This window comes from Streptomyces sp. TAA486 (assembly GCF_000426165.1).
The window spans coordinates 233,395-251,381 of the sequence record NZ_AUEV01000006.1 but is presented as its reverse complement, the minus strand read 5'-3'; the positions used below and the strand labels follow the sequence as shown (position 1 = coordinate 251,381).

At 69.6% G+C, this 17,987-nt stretch carries 13 protein-coding genes and 1 pseudogene; 2 read left to right on the top strand and 12 right to left on the bottom strand.

Translation table 11 applies throughout. The features are described 5' to 3' along the window. Positions 1-125: 125 nt before the first annotated feature. The 8 genes from I004_RS0109950 to I004_RS0109915 all read right to left on the bottom strand — a co-directional run bounded on the left by I004_RS0109950 (position 126) and on the right by I004_RS0109915 (position 10,628). The gene (locus I004_RS0109950) at positions 126-710 is read right to left on the bottom strand and encodes a GTP-binding protein (protein WP_028435360.1); all 585 of its coding nucleotides are present in this window, start codon (positions 708-710) and stop codon (positions 126-128) included. Then, on the bottom strand, positions 691-1,356 hold the full coding sequence (locus I004_RS0109945; RefSeq protein WP_028435359.1) for a DUF742 domain-containing protein: 666 nt from the start codon (positions 1,354-1,356) through the stop codon (positions 691-693). The genes I004_RS0109950 and I004_RS0109945 overlap by 20 nt, the downstream gene beginning before the upstream one ends. A gap of 136 nt (positions 1,357-1,492) precedes the next feature. Continuing rightward, positions 1,493-1,906, bottom strand: a complete 414-nt coding sequence (locus tag I004_RS0109940) for a roadblock/LC7 domain-containing protein (protein ID WP_037975732.1) — start codon at positions 1,904-1,906, stop codon at positions 1,493-1,495. Between the two features lie 10 nt (positions 1,907-1,916). Then, the gene (locus tag I004_RS0109935; protein WP_028435357.1) at positions 1,917-5,063 is read right to left on the bottom strand and encodes a nitrate- and nitrite sensing domain-containing protein; all 3,147 of its coding nucleotides are present in this window, start codon (positions 5,061-5,063) and stop codon (positions 1,917-1,919) included. Between the two features lie 394 nt (positions 5,064-5,457). After that, positions 5,458-6,078 carry a GTP-binding protein gene (locus I004_RS0109930; protein ID WP_425508060.1) on the bottom strand — a complete coding sequence of 207 codons (621 nt, stop codon included), beginning with the start codon at positions 6,076-6,078 and terminating at the stop codon, positions 5,458-5,460. After that, the gene (locus I004_RS0109925; protein ID WP_028435355.1) at positions 6,059-6,469 is read right to left on the bottom strand and encodes a DUF742 domain-containing protein; all 411 of its coding nucleotides are present in this window, start codon (positions 6,467-6,469) and stop codon (positions 6,059-6,061) included. The genes I004_RS0109930 and I004_RS0109925 overlap by 20 nt, the downstream gene beginning before the upstream one ends. A gap of 73 nt (positions 6,470-6,542) precedes the next feature. Beyond that, the gene (locus tag I004_RS0109920) at positions 6,543-6,956 is read right to left on the bottom strand and encodes a roadblock/LC7 domain-containing protein (RefSeq protein WP_028435354.1); all 414 of its coding nucleotides are present in this window, start codon (positions 6,954-6,956) and stop codon (positions 6,543-6,545) included. Positions 6,957-6,965: 9 nt separating this feature from the next. Further along, positions 6,966-10,628 carry a nitrate- and nitrite sensing domain-containing protein gene (locus I004_RS0109915; protein ID WP_028435353.1) on the bottom strand — a complete coding sequence of 1,221 codons (3,663 nt, stop codon included), beginning with the start codon at positions 10,626-10,628 and terminating at the stop codon, positions 6,966-6,968. Positions 10,629-11,177: 549 nt separating this feature from the next. On the opposite strand from I004_RS0109915, the gene I004_RS38090 reads away from it, so the two are divergent. Further along, complete coding sequence (locus I004_RS38090; RefSeq protein WP_028435352.1) at positions 11,178-11,360, top strand: hypothetical protein; 183 nt, start codon at positions 11,178-11,180, stop codon at positions 11,358-11,360. Between the two features lie 279 nt (positions 11,361-11,639). On the opposite strand, the gene I004_RS0109905 is transcribed toward I004_RS38090, so the two are convergent. After that, positions 11,640-11,861, bottom strand: a complete 222-nt coding sequence (locus tag I004_RS0109905; RefSeq protein WP_028435351.1) for an acyl-CoA carboxylase epsilon subunit — start codon at positions 11,859-11,861, stop codon at positions 11,640-11,642. 15 nt (positions 11,862-11,876) lie between these two features. Continuing rightward, positions 11,877-13,502: an acyl-CoA carboxylase subunit beta gene (locus I004_RS0109900; protein WP_051344892.1), complete on the bottom strand. Its 1,626-nt coding sequence runs from the start codon at positions 13,500-13,502 to the stop codon at positions 11,877-11,879. A 351-nt stretch (positions 13,503-13,853) separates the two neighbouring features. Between I004_RS0109900 and I004_RS38965 the strand changes: the two are divergent. After that, positions 13,854-14,456, top strand: a pseudogene (locus tag I004_RS38965) (cytochrome P450); the annotation flags it as partial. A 46-nt stretch (positions 14,457-14,502) separates the two neighbouring features. Here the strand turns inward: I004_RS38965 and cimA are convergent. Next, complete coding sequence (gene cimA / locus I004_RS0109890) at positions 14,503-16,104, bottom strand: citramalate synthase (RefSeq protein WP_028435349.1); 1,602 nt, start codon at positions 16,102-16,104, stop codon at positions 14,503-14,505. 776 nt (positions 16,105-16,880) lie between these two features. After that, a complete protein-coding gene (locus I004_RS0109885) occupies positions 16,881-17,984 on the bottom strand; it encodes a branched-chain amino acid aminotransferase (protein ID WP_028435348.1) in 1,104 nt (367 codons plus the stop codon). Positions 17,985-17,987: the final 3 nt, after the last annotated feature.

The window sequence follows — 17,987 nt, the reverse complement described above, 5'->3', positions numbered from 1 at the left end:
CTTCGCGCACGCGTTGCCCGGGTGGCCGCGGACGATGGTGCCGGGACGACGAAGGAGCCGGACCGAGGTCCGGCTCCTTCGTCGTGCGGGGCGTCGGCCTCTGGGCCGTGCGCGAGTGGCGCGCGCTAGCGCAGGCGTGCCATCAGCGCGTGCTCGACCAGCGTGATCAGCGCGCTCTTCGCGTCCGCGCGGTGGCGCGCGTCCGTCGTGATGATGGGAGCATCGGGCCCGATCTGCAGGGCCTCGCGGACCTCCTCCGGCGTGTAGGGCTGATGCCCGTCGAAGCCGTTCAGGGCGATCACGAAGGGAAGGCCGGAGTTCTCGAAGTAATCCACTGCGGGGAAGCAGTCCGCGAGCCGGCGGGTGTCGACGAGGACGACCGCGCCGATCGCACCGCGGACCAGGTCGTCCCACATGAACCAGAAGCGGTCCTGCCCGGGCGTACCGAAGAGGTACAGGATCAGGTCCTGGTCGAGCGTGATACGGCCGAAGTCCATAGCCACCGTCGTGGTGGTCTTGTCCGCGGTGTGAGACAGATCGTCGATACCCGCCGACGCCGAAGTCATCACGGCTTCCGTGCGCAGCGGATTGATCTCCGACACGGCACCGACGAAGGTCGTCTTGCCCACACCGAAACCGCCAGCAACCACGATCTTCGCGGAGGTGGTGGAACGGGCAGCAGCGCCGCCGCTAGAGCTTCCGAAGTCCACTGAGCACCCTTTCGAGCAGTGTCACGTCTGGCTGACCGTCGGAGTTGGTGTCGTCGCCGCCCGGCTGGTGGATGGCGACAAGGCCCGCTTCGGCCAGGTCGGCGACGAGGATACGGGCGACGCCGAGGGGAATGGTGAGAAGTGCGGAGATCTCAGCTACCGATTTGATCTCGTAGCACAGGCGGCAGATCCGCTGGTGCTCGGGCAACTGGCCCTGGAGCCTGGCGGGTTCGGCCGAGGTGTGCACCAGCGCCTCGATGGCGAGCTGGTAGCGGGGACGGGTCCGTCCACCCGTCATGGCGTACGGGCGCACCAGCGGCTGCTGCTCGCTTCGGCCACCCTGGCTTGCGTAGTCCTTACGCGGCTGCGGCTGCACCGGCTGGATGCGGGGCGGCGGTGCCTGTTCGAACTGGCGCCGCTCGAATTCTCGGTCGTAGCGCGACGAGTCGTACAGCCCTTCCTCGTACCGGGAAGTCTGACGGCGCCGCGGCGAAGGCGGTGGCTGGGCGGGCCCCTGCTGCTCGTCACCGGGCTGCCCGCCGGCGGCGTGCCTGCTGGGCGTGGAGGGGAAGTTGAAGCGCCTCGGGCGCTCGTTCTCACCATGACCACTGCCGTACGACGACGGGCCGCCTGGGGGCATTGTCATGTTTCCTCCTCCGACTCAAGAACGTGCGGGCCACACATTGTTCCGTCCTGCTTTAGCACCACCTTCAGCGGCACCGCACTCAACGCACCTTATGGCGCCTGGGCGCAACGCGCACTGCCTGTCTGCCGGTTGAGAACTAGTTCAGCAGGCTTCCTTGCAGTTCAGCGCGGAGATCGGGCGTGAGAACCGTGCCCGCGCGGTCGACGAGAAGTGCCATTTCGTAGCCGACAAGTCCGATGTCGGCCTCGGGATGTGCAAGAACCGCGAGCGCCGAGCCGTCGGAAATGGACATGATGAAGAGAAATCCTCGCTCCATCTCCACAACCGTCTGGTTAACGCTGCCGCCCTCGAAGATGCGGGAGGCTCCGGCGGTGAGTGAGGTAAGCCCGGACGCGACGGCCGCCAACTGGTCGGCGCGGTCACGCGGGAAGCCCTCGGACATCGCGAGCAGAAGCCCGTCCGCGGAGACCACCACTGTGTGGGAAACACCCGGGGTGCTGTCCACGAAGTTGGTGATCAACCAGTTCAGGTTCTGCGCCGCCTGGCTCATCGGGCTCACACTAACGCTCCTGATCGTAGGTGCTGCCGGGGCCGAAGCCCTGTCGGTCATTCTGGGAGGCGTCACCCGCATCGCGCCCTCGGCGTACGCCGCGGTGGAGGTTGCTCAGCCTGCCGCGGACGTCCTCGGGTGCGCGGGAGACCATGGGGCCTCCCGGCGGGTTCGCATCGGCGGTGCCCGCAACCAGGTTGGCCCTGGGCACCCGCCGGGGAAGGCCGGATGGAGTGAGACCACTGGACTGCGGGTCACGCAGCCGGCCTGCCCGGCTCCAGCGCTCGTCGTTGGCGTTACGCCAATCCTCGGAAGGTTCCGGTTGAGGCTGGTGCTGCTGGTGTTGCTCTTCCGGTCCCGCCTCGTGCCGTGACCGCCCCGCCTCCCGGCGCGGCAGGCCAGCGCCGGTTGTGGTGCGATAACTGCTCGGGGTGGGGCCCGGACGGTCGAAGCCTACGCGGTCCCTCCCGTTCTCGTGAACGCCCGTACCTGATTCCGCTTCGGGTTCCTGGGAGGCGTAGGCACTGCCACGGGACGGCAACTGCTCGGAGTGGCCGGGCAGTTGGGTCTCACCCGTCGGCCGGCGCTCGTCGAACGGCGACAGCAGCTGTGACGGGAATCCCGGCTCCTGCCCGCGCTGCTCCCACTCGCGGGGCTGCTCCGGGGGTTCCTGGGGCGCCCTCCACTGCTCCTCCGGCTCCTGCCAGCGGTCGCGCGGCTCCTGCCACTGCTCCTGGGCGCGCCACTGCGACGGCTGTTCCTGCCGGCCCTGGAAGTCCTGCGGCTCCGGCGCCTCGTCGCGCGGGCTGTCCCACTCCGGCTCGCTGTGCCGGCTCTCCAGCGCCTCATGGCGCTCGTCCCGCCGCTGCGAACGTCCCACCGGATCGACGGGACCGAGCGAGGAGAGGTCGTCGGGCACTTCGTAACGGCCGTTGTCGAAGCCCAGCTCGCCGGCGGCACGGGAGGGCGGCAGACCGCGCCCGCCCTGCCCGGGAATCGACGGCGGAGGCGGCTCCGGCATGATCCGGGAGACCGTGAAGTCCTCGTAGCCCTCTTCCTCGCCGCCGCCTCCGCGTGTGATCGCTTCGGGCAGCATGACCAGGCACGTCGTGCCGACCTGCTCACCGGAGGGCCGCAGCTGAACGCGTATGCCGTGCCGGTCGGCGAGGCGGCCGACCACGAACAGGCCCATGCGGCGGGCGAGGCTGGCGTCCACGGTCGGCGGATTGGCCAGTTTGTGATTGATGTCCGCGAAGTCCTCCCCGGTCAGACCCACTCCCTTGTCGTGGATCTCGACCACCACACGGTCGTCCGGCAGCCGCGTGGCGGTGACGTCGACCCTCGTCTGCGGCGAGGAGAAGGACGTGGCGTTCTCGAGCAGCTCGGCGAGAAGGTGCACGAGGTCGTTGACGACCTGGCCGTGGATCTCCATCTCCGGGATGCCGGAGAGCTCGATGCGCTCGTAGTGCTCCACCTCGGACGACGCGGCGCGGAGGATGTCCACCAGCGGCACCGGCTCGTTCCAGCTGCGGCCGGGCTCCTCGCCGGCGAGGACGAGAAGGTTCTCACCGTTGCGCCGCATGCGGGTCGCGAGGTGGTCCAGTCGGAAGAGGCTCTCCAGCTGGTCCGGGTCGGCCTCGTTGTTCTCCAGGTCGGAGATCAGGCCGAGTTGGCGCTCGATGAGGCCCTGGTTGCGGCTGGAGAGGTTGGTGAAGATCGCGTTGACGTTGCCTCGCAGCAGTGCCTGTTCGGCCGCGAGACGCACCGCCTCGCGGTGCACCTGGTCGAAGGCGCGGGCGACTTCGCCGATCTCGTCGGTGCTGTCGATCGGGATGGGCGCGACGCGGGTGTCCACGCGGCCGGGGTCCGTGCGGGAGAGCTGATCGACGAGCATCGGCAGCCGCTGCTGGGCGACGTCGAAGGCGGCGTTGCGCAGATTGCCCATGCTGCGGCTCATCGAGCGGGCCATCATGCCCGCCAGGAAGAACGCGATCAGCAGCGCGACCAGCACGATCAGGGCGTTGACCAGGGCATCGCGAGCGGCGTCGTCGGAGATCTGCTGGGTCTCGTCGACGGCCCGCTCGGTGAGCTCCTTCTCGACGGCGCGGTACGCGTCGAACTTGCCGGTGGTCGTCGCGAACCAGCTCTCCGGGGTGACGCCCTTGGAAGCCAGTGCCCGCTTGCCGGCGCCCGAGACGATCATCGGGATCGCCTTCTGCGTCGACGGCGGCGGTACGAAGTCCCTGCCCGCGGCTGTCGCCTTGGCCTCGGCCTTGGCGGCCTGCTCCTTGCCCTTCGCGGAGGCCTTGGCGCTCTCCTGCTTCATGAGCTTGACGTCCTCGGGGCGGCCGCCGCCGACGTACTCCTCCATGGCGATGCGCTCGAGGTAGGCGTACGAAGTCAGGCCTGTGTGCTGCCGCTTCACATCCTCCTTGCGCGGGCCCGGCCTCACCAGCAGGTGCATGCCTATGGAGCGCTCGAGGGACTGGGCCGCCTTGCCCAGCGACACCGAGTAGACGGTGCGGCCGTAGGAGGTGATGTTGCCCGTGCCGAAGCCGAGTTCGTTGGAGAACTCCATCAGCGGGTGCTGGACGGCGACGTAGCCCTCTTCGGTCTGCACGCCGCCCAGGCGCTTGCTGTAGGCGGCCGCACGCAGGGGGCCCAGCTTGGGCTCCACCTTGCGGAAGACGGCGAGACGGCGCTCCAGGCCGGGCTTCTCGGGCATTGCGGACGCGGCCCGGTCGAAGTCCTTCTTGGCCCGGTCGGTGATGGTGCGGGCGCGCTCCACTGCCGGATCGTTACGCCTCCCTGCGAGCAGGGGTGCCGCGGTGCGGTCGCGCTCGTCGATCAGGGCGTTGCCGTAAGTGGCGGCGGCGCGCACGAGTTCGGCGGTGTGCTGGGCGTCCTCGGCCTCGCTCCACGTGTCGATCGAGTCGCTCACGCGGAAGCCGCCGAAGACGAGACCTACGAGTACGGGGATGAGGAGGATCGCGTACAGCCTCGTCCGCACACGCCAGTTACGTACGGCCAGGCGGTTGCCCGAACGGCCGGCACCACCGGGAAGGTCGGATGCCACCGAACCCCGCGACGGCGGGGTGAAGTTACCCCTCGACTCCACCCGGGCTCCGGCCGCAGCGCCCGTCTTGCTTCGCCTCACGCGACTCCTCACCTCTTGACCCTCGGTGTCCGTATCCGACGTCCATGGGTCGGCGACGTGCCCACTCGCTACTGCTGAGTTCAGCGCATTTCAGCACGTCAGCGTTCCGCCCACCAAACACTTGCGCGGAGGCCCTTCGGGTGCTCAACAGGCTCGTGAAACCCGGCGCAAAGGCGCAAGAGGGGCAAAGAGGTCAGGATTTGTGAGCAGAGTGAAGCCTTTTGCTCGCCAGCCGTGTTCACGGCCACGTAATTCACTGTCGAAACGTTATGAACCTGAAGGAGCTCGTGGCGAACAACAAGGAGCTCATAGCGAACAACACAGCCGGGCGGAGAGACTCCTGCCCGGCTGTGTGGTCAACTCGTCGCGTTGCGGGTCGAGTTGAGTACGCGTCTCACTTGAGGCGGGCGAGCAGCGCGTGCTCGACCAGCGTGATCAGGGCACTCTTCGCCTCGGCACGGTGCCTGGCGTCGGTGACGATGATCGGAGCGTCCGGGCCGATCTGCAAGGCCTCGCGGACCTCTTCGGGCGTGTAGGGCTGGTGCCCGTCGAAGCCGTTCAGGGCGATGATGAACGGCAGACCCGAGTTCTCGAAGTAGTCCACTGCCGGGAAGCAGTCCGCCAGGCGGCGGGTGTCGACCAGGACAACCGCGCCGATCGCACCGCGGACCAAGTCGTCCCACATGAACCAGAAACGATCCTGCCCGGGCGTGCCGAACAGGTACAGGATCAGGTCGTCGTCGAGCGTGATACGGCCGAAGTCCATGGCCACCGTCGTGGTGGTCTTGCCTCCGGTGTGGGTCAGATCGTCGATCCCGGCGGAGGCGGACGTCATGACCGCTTCGGTACGGAGAGGGTTGATCTCGGAGACCGCACCCACGAAGGTCGTCTTGCCCACACCGAAGCCGCCGGCCACCACGATCTTCGCGGAGGTCGTCGAACGGCCGGGGGTCGGGGCTCCGGCTCCGTAACCCACCATCTGGCCCGTCTGCGGGCTAGAGCTTGCGAAGTCCACTGAGCACCCTTTCGAGCAACGTCACATCTGGCGCGCCGCCGGGCTCGGAGCCACCGCCGGGCTGGTGGATGGCCACCATTCCGGCCTCGGCGAGATCGGCGACCAGGATCCGGGCCACTCCCAGCGGTATCGCCAGCAGGGCCGATACCTCCGCGACTGACTTGACCTCCCGGCACAGATGGCAGATGCGCTGGTGCTCCGGGAGGAGCCCCTGGAGCTGAACCGGGTCAGCGCTGGTGCTCACCAGTGCTTCGATGGCGAGCTGGTAGCGCGGCCTGGTTCGGCCGCCCGTCATCGCATAAGGGCGCACCAGCGGCTGGTCGCCCTCACCTCCGTACGGTGCGTGCTGGTATGGGGCACCGTACGGGCCGGGCGAGGCTGGCGGGGTCATGGCTCCTCCGGGGAAGGCATGAGGTCGGGGTCGGATAACGGTCTGAGGTGGCTCATGTCGGGGAGCTTTCCGATCAGTTGAGGATGCTCCCCTGAAGTTCAGCGCGCACGTCAGGGGTGAGAACGGTTCCTGCGCGGTCTACGAGTAGTGCCATCTCGTATCCGATGAGACCGATGTCAGCCTCAGGATGAGCGAGGACGGCCAGAGACGAGCCGTCCGAGATGGACATGATGAAGAGGAAGCCTCGCTCCATCTCCACCACGGTCTGATTGACGGGGCCTCCCTCGAAGATGCGGGAGGCACCCGCGGTCAGTGAGGTCAGCCCGGACGCGACCGCCGCCAACTGATCGGCGCGGTCGCGCGGGAATCCCTCGGACATGGCCAGAAGGAGGCCGTCCGCGGAGACCACCACCGTGTGTGACACACCTGGGGTGTTGTCCACGAAGTTGGTGATCAACCAGTTCAGATTCTGCGCCGCCTGGCTCATCGGACTCAACTAACGCTCCTGCTGGTAATGGGGGCCTATGCCGCGGCCGTTGGTTGTACCGGCTTGTCGGCCCTGCTGGATGCCGCGACGGAGGTTCGTCAGCCTGCCGCGGACGTCATCGGGTGCACGCGAGACCTGCGGTCCTGCTTGTGCGGAGGACTGCTGCTGTGCGGTGCCCGCGACCAGGTTGGCGCGGGGCACGCGACGCGGCAGACCGGAGGTGGTCACTCCGCCCGCGGCGGGCTGACGCACCTGCTCCGCACGGCGCCAGCGCTCGTCGTTGGGCGAGGCCCCCCAGTGGGCACCGGTGTCGGCGACGTGGTGAGCCCCGGTGGAGTGCGACGAGTTCGCCGCCACTCCCTCGGAGGTTCCACGGGCCGCGTGCCGCTGCGGCATCGGCGGCACGGCAGAGGCCGGCTGCCCTGGCCGCGGGGCGGGCGCGTGCTGGGAGGAGGACCGCTCTGGCCGCGGCGCGGACTCGGGCTCCCGCTGCGGCGGGGGCGCCGAGGACGCGGCGCGGAACCAGTTGGACTCGATCGACTCGAAGATCGGCGTCGGGGCGTCGGCCGCGGCCGGCGGCCCCGAGGGTATGCCGAAGTCCGGGTCGTACGAGGTCTCCTGGTCGCCCTGCGCCTGCTCGCGTCCTGGAGCGGCACCCTGGCCGCCGCTGGACGCGTTGGTGTAGCCGGGGCGGGCGAACTCGCCGGTCTCGCTGGACTCGGACTCGTCGTGACCGCGGGGGCCGTCCTCGCCGGGACCGGAAGCCGTGGCCCAGCTCGGACGCGGCTGGTTCCACTCGTCCGGGCGCATGAACTGCGAGGTGTCGCTGGGACCGCCGGGCTGCGGGCGCTCGGACTCACCCGTGTCCGAACCGGACTGGGGGCGCTGGAACTCGCCCGTGTCGGATCCCGACTGGGGACGCGCGAACAGGTTCGGCTCCGAGGGGGCCTGCGGACGCTGGAACTTACCCGTGCCGGATCCCGACTGGGGACGCGCGAACGGGTTCGGCTCCGAGGGGGCCTGCGGACGCTGGAACTCACCCGTGTCCGAAGGCGACGGCGGCATGGCGTACTCGCCGCTGGGCTGGTTCCCACGCTCCCAGGAGCCGCCCCAGCCGGCGCTGGGCCTTTCGAACTCGGCGGGCTCGGGGCCGCCCTGGCCGCTGTCGCCACCGGAGGGACCGGGCAGCGCTCCGGCCGGGCCGCTCCGCTGCGGGAGCGGGGGCACCTGGCGGTTCGGCGGGCCGTCCTGGCCCCTGCCGGGACCGCCCGGGCCGCTGCCGAAGAGGTTGGTGGTCGGAGGGCCGCCGTCGCCCTGGCCGGTGCCGGCGCCCACGGGGACGTCCGAACCGGGCAGGGCGGGACGGGGCTCGCCGCCGCCGACCTGACGTGAGGGGGCACCGCCCAGCTTGGACGGGCCGGAACCACCGGGGCCGGCACCAGGACCGCGCTGCAGCGCGGCGGCCAGGCCGGCGCCCTTGGGCACGCTCGGACCGTTGCCGCCGGGACCGCCCGCACCGGCGGGCTTGCCCTTGGACTGCGGGCTCTGGGCACCGCCCTGTGCCACGTCGACGGGGAGCATGACGAGGGCCGTCGTGCCGCCGGAATCGGACGGGCGCAGCTGGATGCGGATGCCGTGCCGCAGGGAGAGGCGGCCGACCACGAAGAGGCCCATGCGGCGGGAGACCGACACGTCGACGGTCGGCGGGCTGGCCAGCCGCTCGTTGATCGCCGAGAGGTCCTCCGGGGAGAGACCGATGCCGGTGTCGTGGATCTCCACCAGGACACGGCCGTCGGGCAGCGCGTGACCGGTGACCTTGACCTTCGTCTGCGGCGAGGAGAACGACGTCGCGTTCTCCAGCAGCTCTGCGAGGAGGTGCACGAGGTCGTTGACGACTCGGCCGGCGACCTCGGTGGCCGGGACGGAGTTCAGCTCGATCCGCTCGTACTGCTCCACCTCGGAGGCCGCGGCGCGCAGCACGTCGACGAGCGGGACGGGCCTGGTCCAGCGGCGGCCCGGCTCCTCGCCCGCGAGGACGAGCAGGTTCTCACCGTTACGCCGCATGCGGGTCGCGAGGTGGTCCAGCTTGAAGAGCGAGGAGAGCTGGTCCGGGTCGGCCTCGCGGGACTCCAGCTCGGAGATGAGCGAGAGCTGACGCTGGATGAGGCCCTGGCTGCGCCGGGAGAGGTTGGTGAACATCGCGTTGACGTTGCCCCGCAGCAGGGCCTGCTCGCCGGCGAGCCGGACGGCCTCACGGTGGACGTCGTCGAACGCGGAGGCCACCTTGCCGATCTCGTCCCGGCTGTGGACACCGACCGACTCGACGGAGGTGTCGACGTCCTGCGGCTCGGACTCGGACATCTGGCGGACCAGCTCCGGCAGCCGCTTGCGGGCGACGTCCTGGGCCGTGTCCTGCAGGCGCCGCAGCGAGCGGACCATGGAGCGGGCGACGACGAACGCGCCGACGAGGGATATGCCGAGGACCAGGAGGATTACGGCGCCGTTGAGGAACGCCTCGCGCTGTGCGTCGGCGCGCAGCTCACGGGCCTGCTGCTCCATCTGCGAGAGCAGCGTGGACTCGATCTTCCCCATCTCGTCGATCTTGGAGCGGTCCTGGTCGTACCAGTCGGGGTACGAGCGGTTCTCGCTCTTGATGCCGTCGGGGTTGTTCAGCACGCGGTCGCGGTACTTGTCCGCCAGCGTGATGTTGACGACGCCGCCGTCCAGCGGCTTGGTCAGCGCGGAAGCCTTCTCCTCGCCGTAGATCTGGTTGAAGCTGCCGAGCGAGGCGCTCTCGCTCTCGGCGGCCGTCTTCGCGTAGAGCCGGTCGCTCTCGGAGAGTTCGGGGCCGCCCTTGCGCGCCAGACCGGCGGAGATGATCGCCCGCTGGATGGAGGCGTACTCCTTGGCGGTGGAGAACGACGCGAGCGCACGCGTGCTCTGGATCATCTCGGAGTTGTTGGTCGCCTGCGCCATGTCCTGGGACAGGGCGAGAAGCGAATCGATCAGCTGGTTGTAGCTGTTGACCGTCTGCGAGACCGACGCGGGGTTGTCGTACGCGCGCTCGCGGATGTTCTTGATCGCGGTCAGCTGCCGGGTGATGTCCAGAACGGTGGACTGGACGCCCGCCAGAACCCTGTCGCTGCCGTCGATGTCGGCCGTGGCTTCCTTGAACGCCTGGAAGGACTGGTCCGTCTTCTCACGCGGACCGACGACGGTGTCGTCCTTGGAGTCCCCGGTGGCGGTCAGCGGGCCGGCCGAGCGGTCGCGCTCCTCCTGGAGGGCCGAGGCGAGCTCTGTCGCCTGCTCGGTCATCTCCGTGAGCAGCTTCATGTTGTCGAGCTGGTCGACATTCCCGAGGGAGTCCTGAATCCGCAGGGCACCCAGCGTCGTTGCCGCGACCACGGGTAGGGCGAGGAGCGACACCAGGCGCGTACTGATCCGCCAGTTGCGCAGGGCGGCTCGCGAGCCCGGCCCAGGAGGCGTCCTGAGTCGCTGCTCGGCGCTCTTGTCGCTTTTGACGGCCGGGCGGTTGGACCCGCCGTCCTCTTCGTGCACCGCGGCCGTCGGGCCGCTCTGCTGGGCGCGCTGGGGTGTGGATCCGCGGTCCGCTGTTCCGCGCGGCTCCGGATCCCCCGCAGCGCTGCCATCCCTCTTGAAACGTCCCTGCACTAGCGTCGCAACCTCTGGACCAGGCGCCCCTCCGCTTGGGACGGCGGGACGGTATCGAGTCGTGGGGGTCCCAAGGCCCCCCTGGCGGTCGTGATGTGACCGGCGCGCGTCCCCTGACCGCCGCGCGGCGCTGCTCTGCGCCCCTGCGCGCCGGTTGTTTCCCGCAGCGGTCCGTGGAATTCCAGCACAGTGCCGGATCTCCAACAAGGCCTGTGGAAAACCCGGGAGAAGGGGTGACGCTCCGCCGATGTTCCGTCACCTTCCGTGCGGCGCACTTCACGTGATTCCGGACTTTTCAGCTGCGGACCGCCGACCCCTCGCACCCCAGCAGTATCAGGTCGGGAGACGGAACCTCACGTCTGGCCCCGATGTCCGGTTCGGCACTCACAGCACCTCATCACGTAAGTCCCTTTTGCTCACGCTCCGGTGAGCAACCTCACACGCTCCGCGTCGTCCGCGTCACGTAACGAAATGAAAATGCGTTCTAGTCTGGTTTACAGAACACCGGGGAACGACAAGTCAATTGGAAAGTGAGAGGTACGGTCGAGCGTGAAGACCACCCTTATCATGCGCAACACAGCCAACCCGCGCCGCACCACTCTTGCCCATCTTCAGGACGCGGACGAGTTGACCACGAGGGCCGTCGCCGAAGAGGCCGTGTTCCTCGACACGCTGGAGGCGCAGACCGCGAATCCCGGGCGCACCGTGCTCGAGGACGAGCCCGTCGGCTGAGATGACGCAGAAGGACGGCTTCCCGTGAGTTCCGCCGGGAGGCCGTCCTTCACCGTTCGCGTCTTCCGCTTCCGTGCTTCACGTCACGCCCTCAAGGGGCCTTGGTCCGCGGGCATTCGCCGAGTCGCGGGCCGTTCACCGGGATCCCGGAGGCCGGTCCGCCCGGCTCAGGCGCTCAACCGCTGCGCCCGGCACCGGAGTTCGGTCCGGTCTGCTGAAGCCGCGTTGAGGGCCACTGAGGCCCGGCGGAGGCCCGCTCGAGCCTCCGCGCGGTCCCGCTCAGCCCTGCCAGCTGTGCGGCGCCCTGAAGCCGCGTGCGCGCTCCAGGCGCCTCCAGCCCGCCTTGCCGCTCCCCGCGCGTGCGGCCGGAATCTCGGCGTGCCGGGCCGAGGCCGCGGCGCGTGCGAGCAGCAGTGCCGTGACAGCGGCGAGTTCCTCGTCGTTGGCCTCGCCCTTCTCCACGCGGACGAGACGGCTGTCGGCTGTGTCGGTCGGGTTCATCGAAGTATTCATCCCTTACTGAGGGGGGTTTCCGTGCTTGCGTGAGGGCAGATCTGCGTGCTTGCTGCGCAGCATCTGCAGGGAGCGGACGAGCACCTCGCGGGTCTCCGCCGGATCGATGACGTCGTCGACGAGGCCGCGTTCGGCCGCGTAGTACGGGTGCATCAGCTCGGCCTTGTACTCCTTGACCATCCGGGCCCGCATCGCCTCCGGGTCGTCGGCGCCGTTGATCTCCCGCCGGAAGATCACGTTCGCCGCGCCCTCGGCGCCCATGACCGCGATCTCGTTCGTCGGCCAGGCGAAGGTCAGGTCGGCACCGATGGACTGCGAATCCATCACGATGTAGGCGCCGCCGTATGCCTTGCGCAGCACCACCGAGATCCGGGGCACCGTCGCGTTGCAGTACGCGTACAGCAGCTTCGCGCCGTGCCGGATGATGCCGCCGTGCTCCTGGTCGACGCCGGGCAGGAAGCCCGGGACGTCCAGCAGCGTGACGATGGGGATGTTGAACGCGTCGCACATCTGCACGAAGCGGGCGCCCTTCTCCGACGCCTCGATGTCCAGCACCCCGGCCAGGGACTGCGGCTGGTTGGCGATAATGCCGACGACTTGGCCGTCCATCCTGGCCAGGCAGACGATCAGGTTCGTCGCCCACCGCTCGTGGATCTCCAACAGGTCCCCGTCGTCGACGAGTTCCTCGATGACCTTGCGCATGTCGTACGGACGGTTCCCGTCCGCAGGCACCAGATCGAGCAGCACCTCGCCGCGCCGGTCCACCGGGTCGGAGCTCTCCTCGGCCGGAGGGTTCTCCCGGTTGTTGCTCGGCAGCATCGAGAGCAGATACCGCACTTCTTCCAGGCAGGAGGCCTCGTCGTCGTAGGCGAAGTGCGCCACGCCCGAGGTCGCTGCGTGCACGTCCGCGCCGCCCAGCCCGTTCTGCGAGACCTTCGCACCGGTCACCGCCTGCACCACGTCCGGGCCGGTGATGAACATCTGCGAGGTGTCGCGGACCATGAACACGAAGTCCGTCAGCGCCGGCGAGTAGGCCGCACCGCCCGCGCACGGGCCGAGCATCACCGAGATCTGCGGAATCACGCCCGATGCACGGGTGTTGCGCTGGAAGATCCCGCCGTATCCGGCGAGCGCCGAGACGCCCTCCTGGATACGCGCGCCCGCACCGTCGTTGAGGGAGATCAGCGGCGCACCCGCCGAGATCGCCATATCCATGATCTTGTGGATCTTCGTGGCGTGTGCCTCACCGAGCGCACCGCCGAAGATGCGGAAGTCGTGCGCGTAGACGAACACCGTCCGCCCGTGCACCAGCCCCCACCCGGTCACCACACCGTCGGTGTAGGGCTTCTTCTCCTCCAGCCCGAAACCCGTGGCACGGTGCCGCCTCAGCGGCTCCACCTCACGGAACGTCCCCTCGTCCAGCAGCAGTTCGATGCGCTCCCGGACGGTCAGCTTGCCCTTCGCGTGCTGAGCCTGCGTCGCCCGCTCGCTGGGCCCCTGCAAGGCACGCTCCCGCAGAGCACGCAGCTCCGCCACACGCCCGCGCGCGTCCGGCGCCTCGGTGCCTGCGGCTTCGGACGCGGCCACGCTCTCCGTGGCCTGCTGCGTCGGCTGGGTCTGATCGGTCATGTATAGACCCTACGAAACGGCAGGGTCATTCATCGTCGTCAGATTCAGACAGTGTCCGAGCGTGATTCATGGTCGCGCTGGACAGAACTGCACCGGAGCGCGCCTCCAGGGCAGGGAACTCTCACATGTGGCCCGCATTGGGCTGTGGAGTTCCCACAGCACGGTGACGGTGCCCTGTCAAACAGAGGAGGGTCGGTCGGCCCCGTGCCACAACCGCAGCTCAGGGCCTCCGTACCGCACAGCTCACGCTCGTACCACCCGTCCCCGGCGTCACGCGCAACCGCAGCGACCGGCCCGTGCCGAGCACCTCCACGCCGTCGGACGCCGACAGCACCTCGCGGACGGGACGCCAGCGCCCTCATCGCCGCCCGCGAGGGGGACGGCGACCGCCTCTCCGAGACGTAACTGACCGGCACTCTCCTGAACTGACCGGCACTCTCCTGACGCTGACCGTCGCGGGCCACGAGACGACGATGAGCCTCATCACCAACCCCGTGCGGGCGCTGTGCACTCACCGCTCCCAGCTGGAGATGGCCCTCTCGGGCGCCGTCACCTGGGAGTCGGTGGTCGAGGAGACGCTGCGCTACGACGGCCCCGTCGGTTTCTTCCCTTTCCGCTGTCCCACCGAGGACATCTCCGTCGGCGGGACCGTCATCCCGCGTGGGACGCCGGTGCTCGCGGGGTACACCGCCGCCGGACGCGACCCCCGCACGCACGGACCCGAGGCGGACCGCTTCGACGTCACGCGCCCGCCGGACCAGCACCTCTCCTTCGGCCACGGCCCACTTCTGCCTCGGCGCGCCGCTGGCCCGTATGGAGGCGGCCATCGCGCTCGCAGCGCTGTTCGGCCGCCACCCGGATCTCGAACTGGCCGTGCCCGACGAGGAGTTGCCGCCCAGGCCGAGCTTCGTGGGCAACAGCACCCTGGTGCTGCCGGGACGCCTGGGTGGCTGAGCCCGGGTCGGCACCGGGGGATTCCCCGCCGACGGCCCGGCGTTGCTCACTCGTGCGGTTCGACGCCCGCCCGCAGCAGTCCGTACGTGTAGGCGTCGTCCAGGGCCTGCCACGAAGCGGAGATGATGTTGTCCGCGACGCCCACCGTCGACCACTCCGCGCCGCCGTCACTCATGGAGACCAGCACGCGCGTCGTGGAGTCGGTGCCGTGGCCGCCCTCGAGGATGCGGACCTTGTAGTCGACGAGGGAGAGCCGGGCCAGCTCCGGGTGCAGCCGCTCCAGGCCGCTGCGCAGCGCCCGGTCCAGGGCGTTGACCGGCCCGTTCCCCTCGCCGGTTGCGACGATGCGCTCGCCCTTCGCCCACAGCTTGACCGTGGCCTCGTTGGCCTGGTCGCCGTCGGGGCGCTGCTCGACGATCGTGCGCCAGGACTCCAGGCGGAAGTAGCGCCGGGCACGGCCGTCCACCTCGTCGCGGAGCAGCAGCTCGAACGAGGCGTCCGCCGCCTCGTAGGTGAAGCCCTTCAGCTCCTGCTCCTTGACGCGCTCCACGATCCGTCCCACCAGGTCCCGGTCGCCCTCCAGGTCGTAGCCGAGCTCCTTGCCCTTCAGCTCGACCGAGGCACGGCCGGCCATGTCGGAGACGAGCATCCGCATGGTGTTGCCGACGAGTTCGGGCTCGATGTGCTGGTACAGATCCGGATCGACCTTGATCGCGGACGCGTGCAGCCCGGCCTTGTGCGCGAACGCCGAGGTGCCGACGTACGGCTGGTGGGTGGAGGGCACGAGGTTGACGACCTCGGCGATGGCGTGCGAGATGCGGGTCATCTCCTCGAGCGCGCCCTCCGGCAACACCTGCTTGCCGTACTTGAGCTGGAGCGCGGCCGTGACGGGGAAGAGGTTGGCGTTGCCGACCCGCTCGCCGTATCCGTTGGCCGTGCACTGGACATGGCTGGCGCCCGCGTCCACCGCCGCGAGGGTGTTGGCCACGGCGCAGCCGGTGTCGTCCTGCGCGTGGATGCCCAGACGGGCGCCGGTGTCGGCGAGGACGGTGCGTACGACGGCGTGGATCTGCGCGGGGAGCATCCCGCCGTTGGTGTCGCACAGCACGACCACGTCGGCGCCGGCCTCGTGCGCGGCGCGCACGACCTGCTTCGCGTAGCGGGCGTTGGCGAGATAGCCGTCGAAGAAGTGCTCGCAGTCCACGAAGACGCGGCGGCCCTGCTCCCGCAGGTACGCCACCGTGTCCCGGACCATCTCCAGGTTCTCCTCCAGCGACGTGCGCAGGGCCAGCTCGACGTGCCGGTCGTGCGACTTCGCGACGATCGTGACGACCGGGGCCCCGGAGTCCACCAGCGCCTTGACCTGGGCGTCGTCGGCGGCACGTACGCCTGCCTTACGGGTCGCGCCGAAGGCCACGAGCTGTGCGTGCCGGAAGTCGATCTCCGCGCGGGCGCGTTCGAAGAACTCGGTGTCGCGCGGGTTGGCCCCAGGCCAGCCGCCCTCGATGAAGCCCACGCCGAACTCGTCGAGGTGACGGGCGATGGTCATCTTGTCGGCGACGGTCAGGTTGATGCCCTCACGCTGGGCTCCGTCGCGCAGTGTGGTGTCGAAGATGTGGAAGTTGTCGTCCGGGGCGAGCATGCTCATGGCGGCTGTGGCTCCTGTTGATGAAGCGGGATCCGTGATGCCGGGGTCCGCTTGTCCCTCGATTGTCCTGCTTCTTTCCTTCTTCCTCCTCGCGCCGTCGCCTCCGGCTGCGGGTGGGCCGGAAACCAAAAAGACCTCTCGCGGGTGCGAGAGGTCTGGCGCGCGGGTCTGGGACACGGTGGCCGCTGCCGCACGGGTCTTCCTGCGGCAGTCGGTCACTGAGGACCGGCGCGCCTGCTGCCGATAATCATGGCGAACGAGGACACGGAGGGGAGTCTCGCACAGACGGGGCGGGGGCTCACAAGGTGTCTCACAATGCGGAAAGTGCATGCGCAGGCGCGCCTCGGGTGTGCTTCGGCGCGCGGCGCCGCAGGCCGCGGGGGCCGCGCGGACGGCGCGGGCTCTCCGGTGCGGGGAGCGGGGCGGCCCCCGCCAGGACTGCGGGGCGGGCCTCTGCGGGGAACGGCGGCCGGTCGGGGCCGGGCGGGGCCCAGGGCCCGGCGAGACGGCGCGGAAGCGCGACGTCAGGGGCGCACATAGGTGCGGAAGCCCGGGGTGCAGGCCCAGGGCCGGGGGGCACGGCCCCGCGGAGACGCGTGGCCCGCGGCTGGGGCGGAGTCCGAGCGCGAGGCCGCGGGCATGGGCAGGAGCCGGGCCGCTGCACGCGCAGGCCCGGGAGTCCAGCGACCTGGGCAGCGGGGGAGGGGCCCCTCAGGCCCCCTCCCCGCACCCGCGCGCCACTTCCCGCGTCAAGCGGGAAGTGGCGCGGGCCGACGTCAGGCCAGCGTCCGCATCCAGCCGTGCCGGTCCTCGGCGTGGCCGGTCTGCACGGCGAGGAGCGCCTCGCGGAGCTGCATGGTGATCTCGCCGGGCTGCCCGTCGCCGACCTTCCACGCGCCGCTCGTGCACTTCGCCTGTCCGACAGGGGTGATCACGGCTGCCGTGCCGCAGGCGAAGACCTCGGTGATGGTGCCGTCCTCGTTGCCGTCGCGCCAGTCGTCGACTGTCAGCCGGGCCTCCTCCGTCTCGTACCCGAGGTCGGCCGCGAGCGTGAGCAGCGAGTCACGGGTGATGCCCGGCAGGAGCGTCCCGGTGAGTGAGGGCGTGACGATCTTCGCGTCGGCGCCGGAGCCGCGGACGAAGTAGAGATTCATGCCGCCCATCTCCTCGATGAAGCGGCGTTCGATCGCATCCAGCCACACGACCTGGTCACAGCCCTGCTCGGCCGCCTGTGCCTGCGCGACGAGCGAAGCGGCGTAGTTGCCCGCGCACTTGGCCTCGCCCGTGCCTCCGGGCGCGGCCCGCACGTACTCCTCGGAGAGCCAGACGGACACCGGCTGGACGCCGCCGGGGAAGTAGGAGCCGGCGGGCGAGGCGATCAACATGAACAGGTATTCGTTGGCCGGGCGCACGCCGAGGCCGACCTCCGTGGCGAACATGAAGGGACGCAGGTACAGCGACTCCTCGCCGGTCCCCGGCACCCACTCCTTGTCCTGCCGCACCAGCAGTTCGCACGCCTCGATGAACGTTTCCTCCGGCAGTGCCGGCATGGCGAGACGGCGGCCACTGCGCTGGAAGCGCCGGGCGTTCTCTTCGGGACGGAACGCGGAGACCGAGCCGTCGGGCTGCCGGTACGCCTTCAGTCCTTCGAAGATCGACTGCGCGTAGTGCAGCGTCATGTTGGCGGGATCGAGCTGCAGCGCCGCGTACGGCTGGAGCTGGGCGTCGTGCCAGCCGCGGCCCTCGGTCCACTTGATCGTGACCATGTGGTCCGTGAAATGACGGCCGAAGCCCGGGTCGGCCAGCACCGCCTCGCGCTCCGCAGCGGGCAGCGGCTGCGAGGAGGGCTTGAGGTCGAAGTCGATTCGAGGCGTCGTCATGGT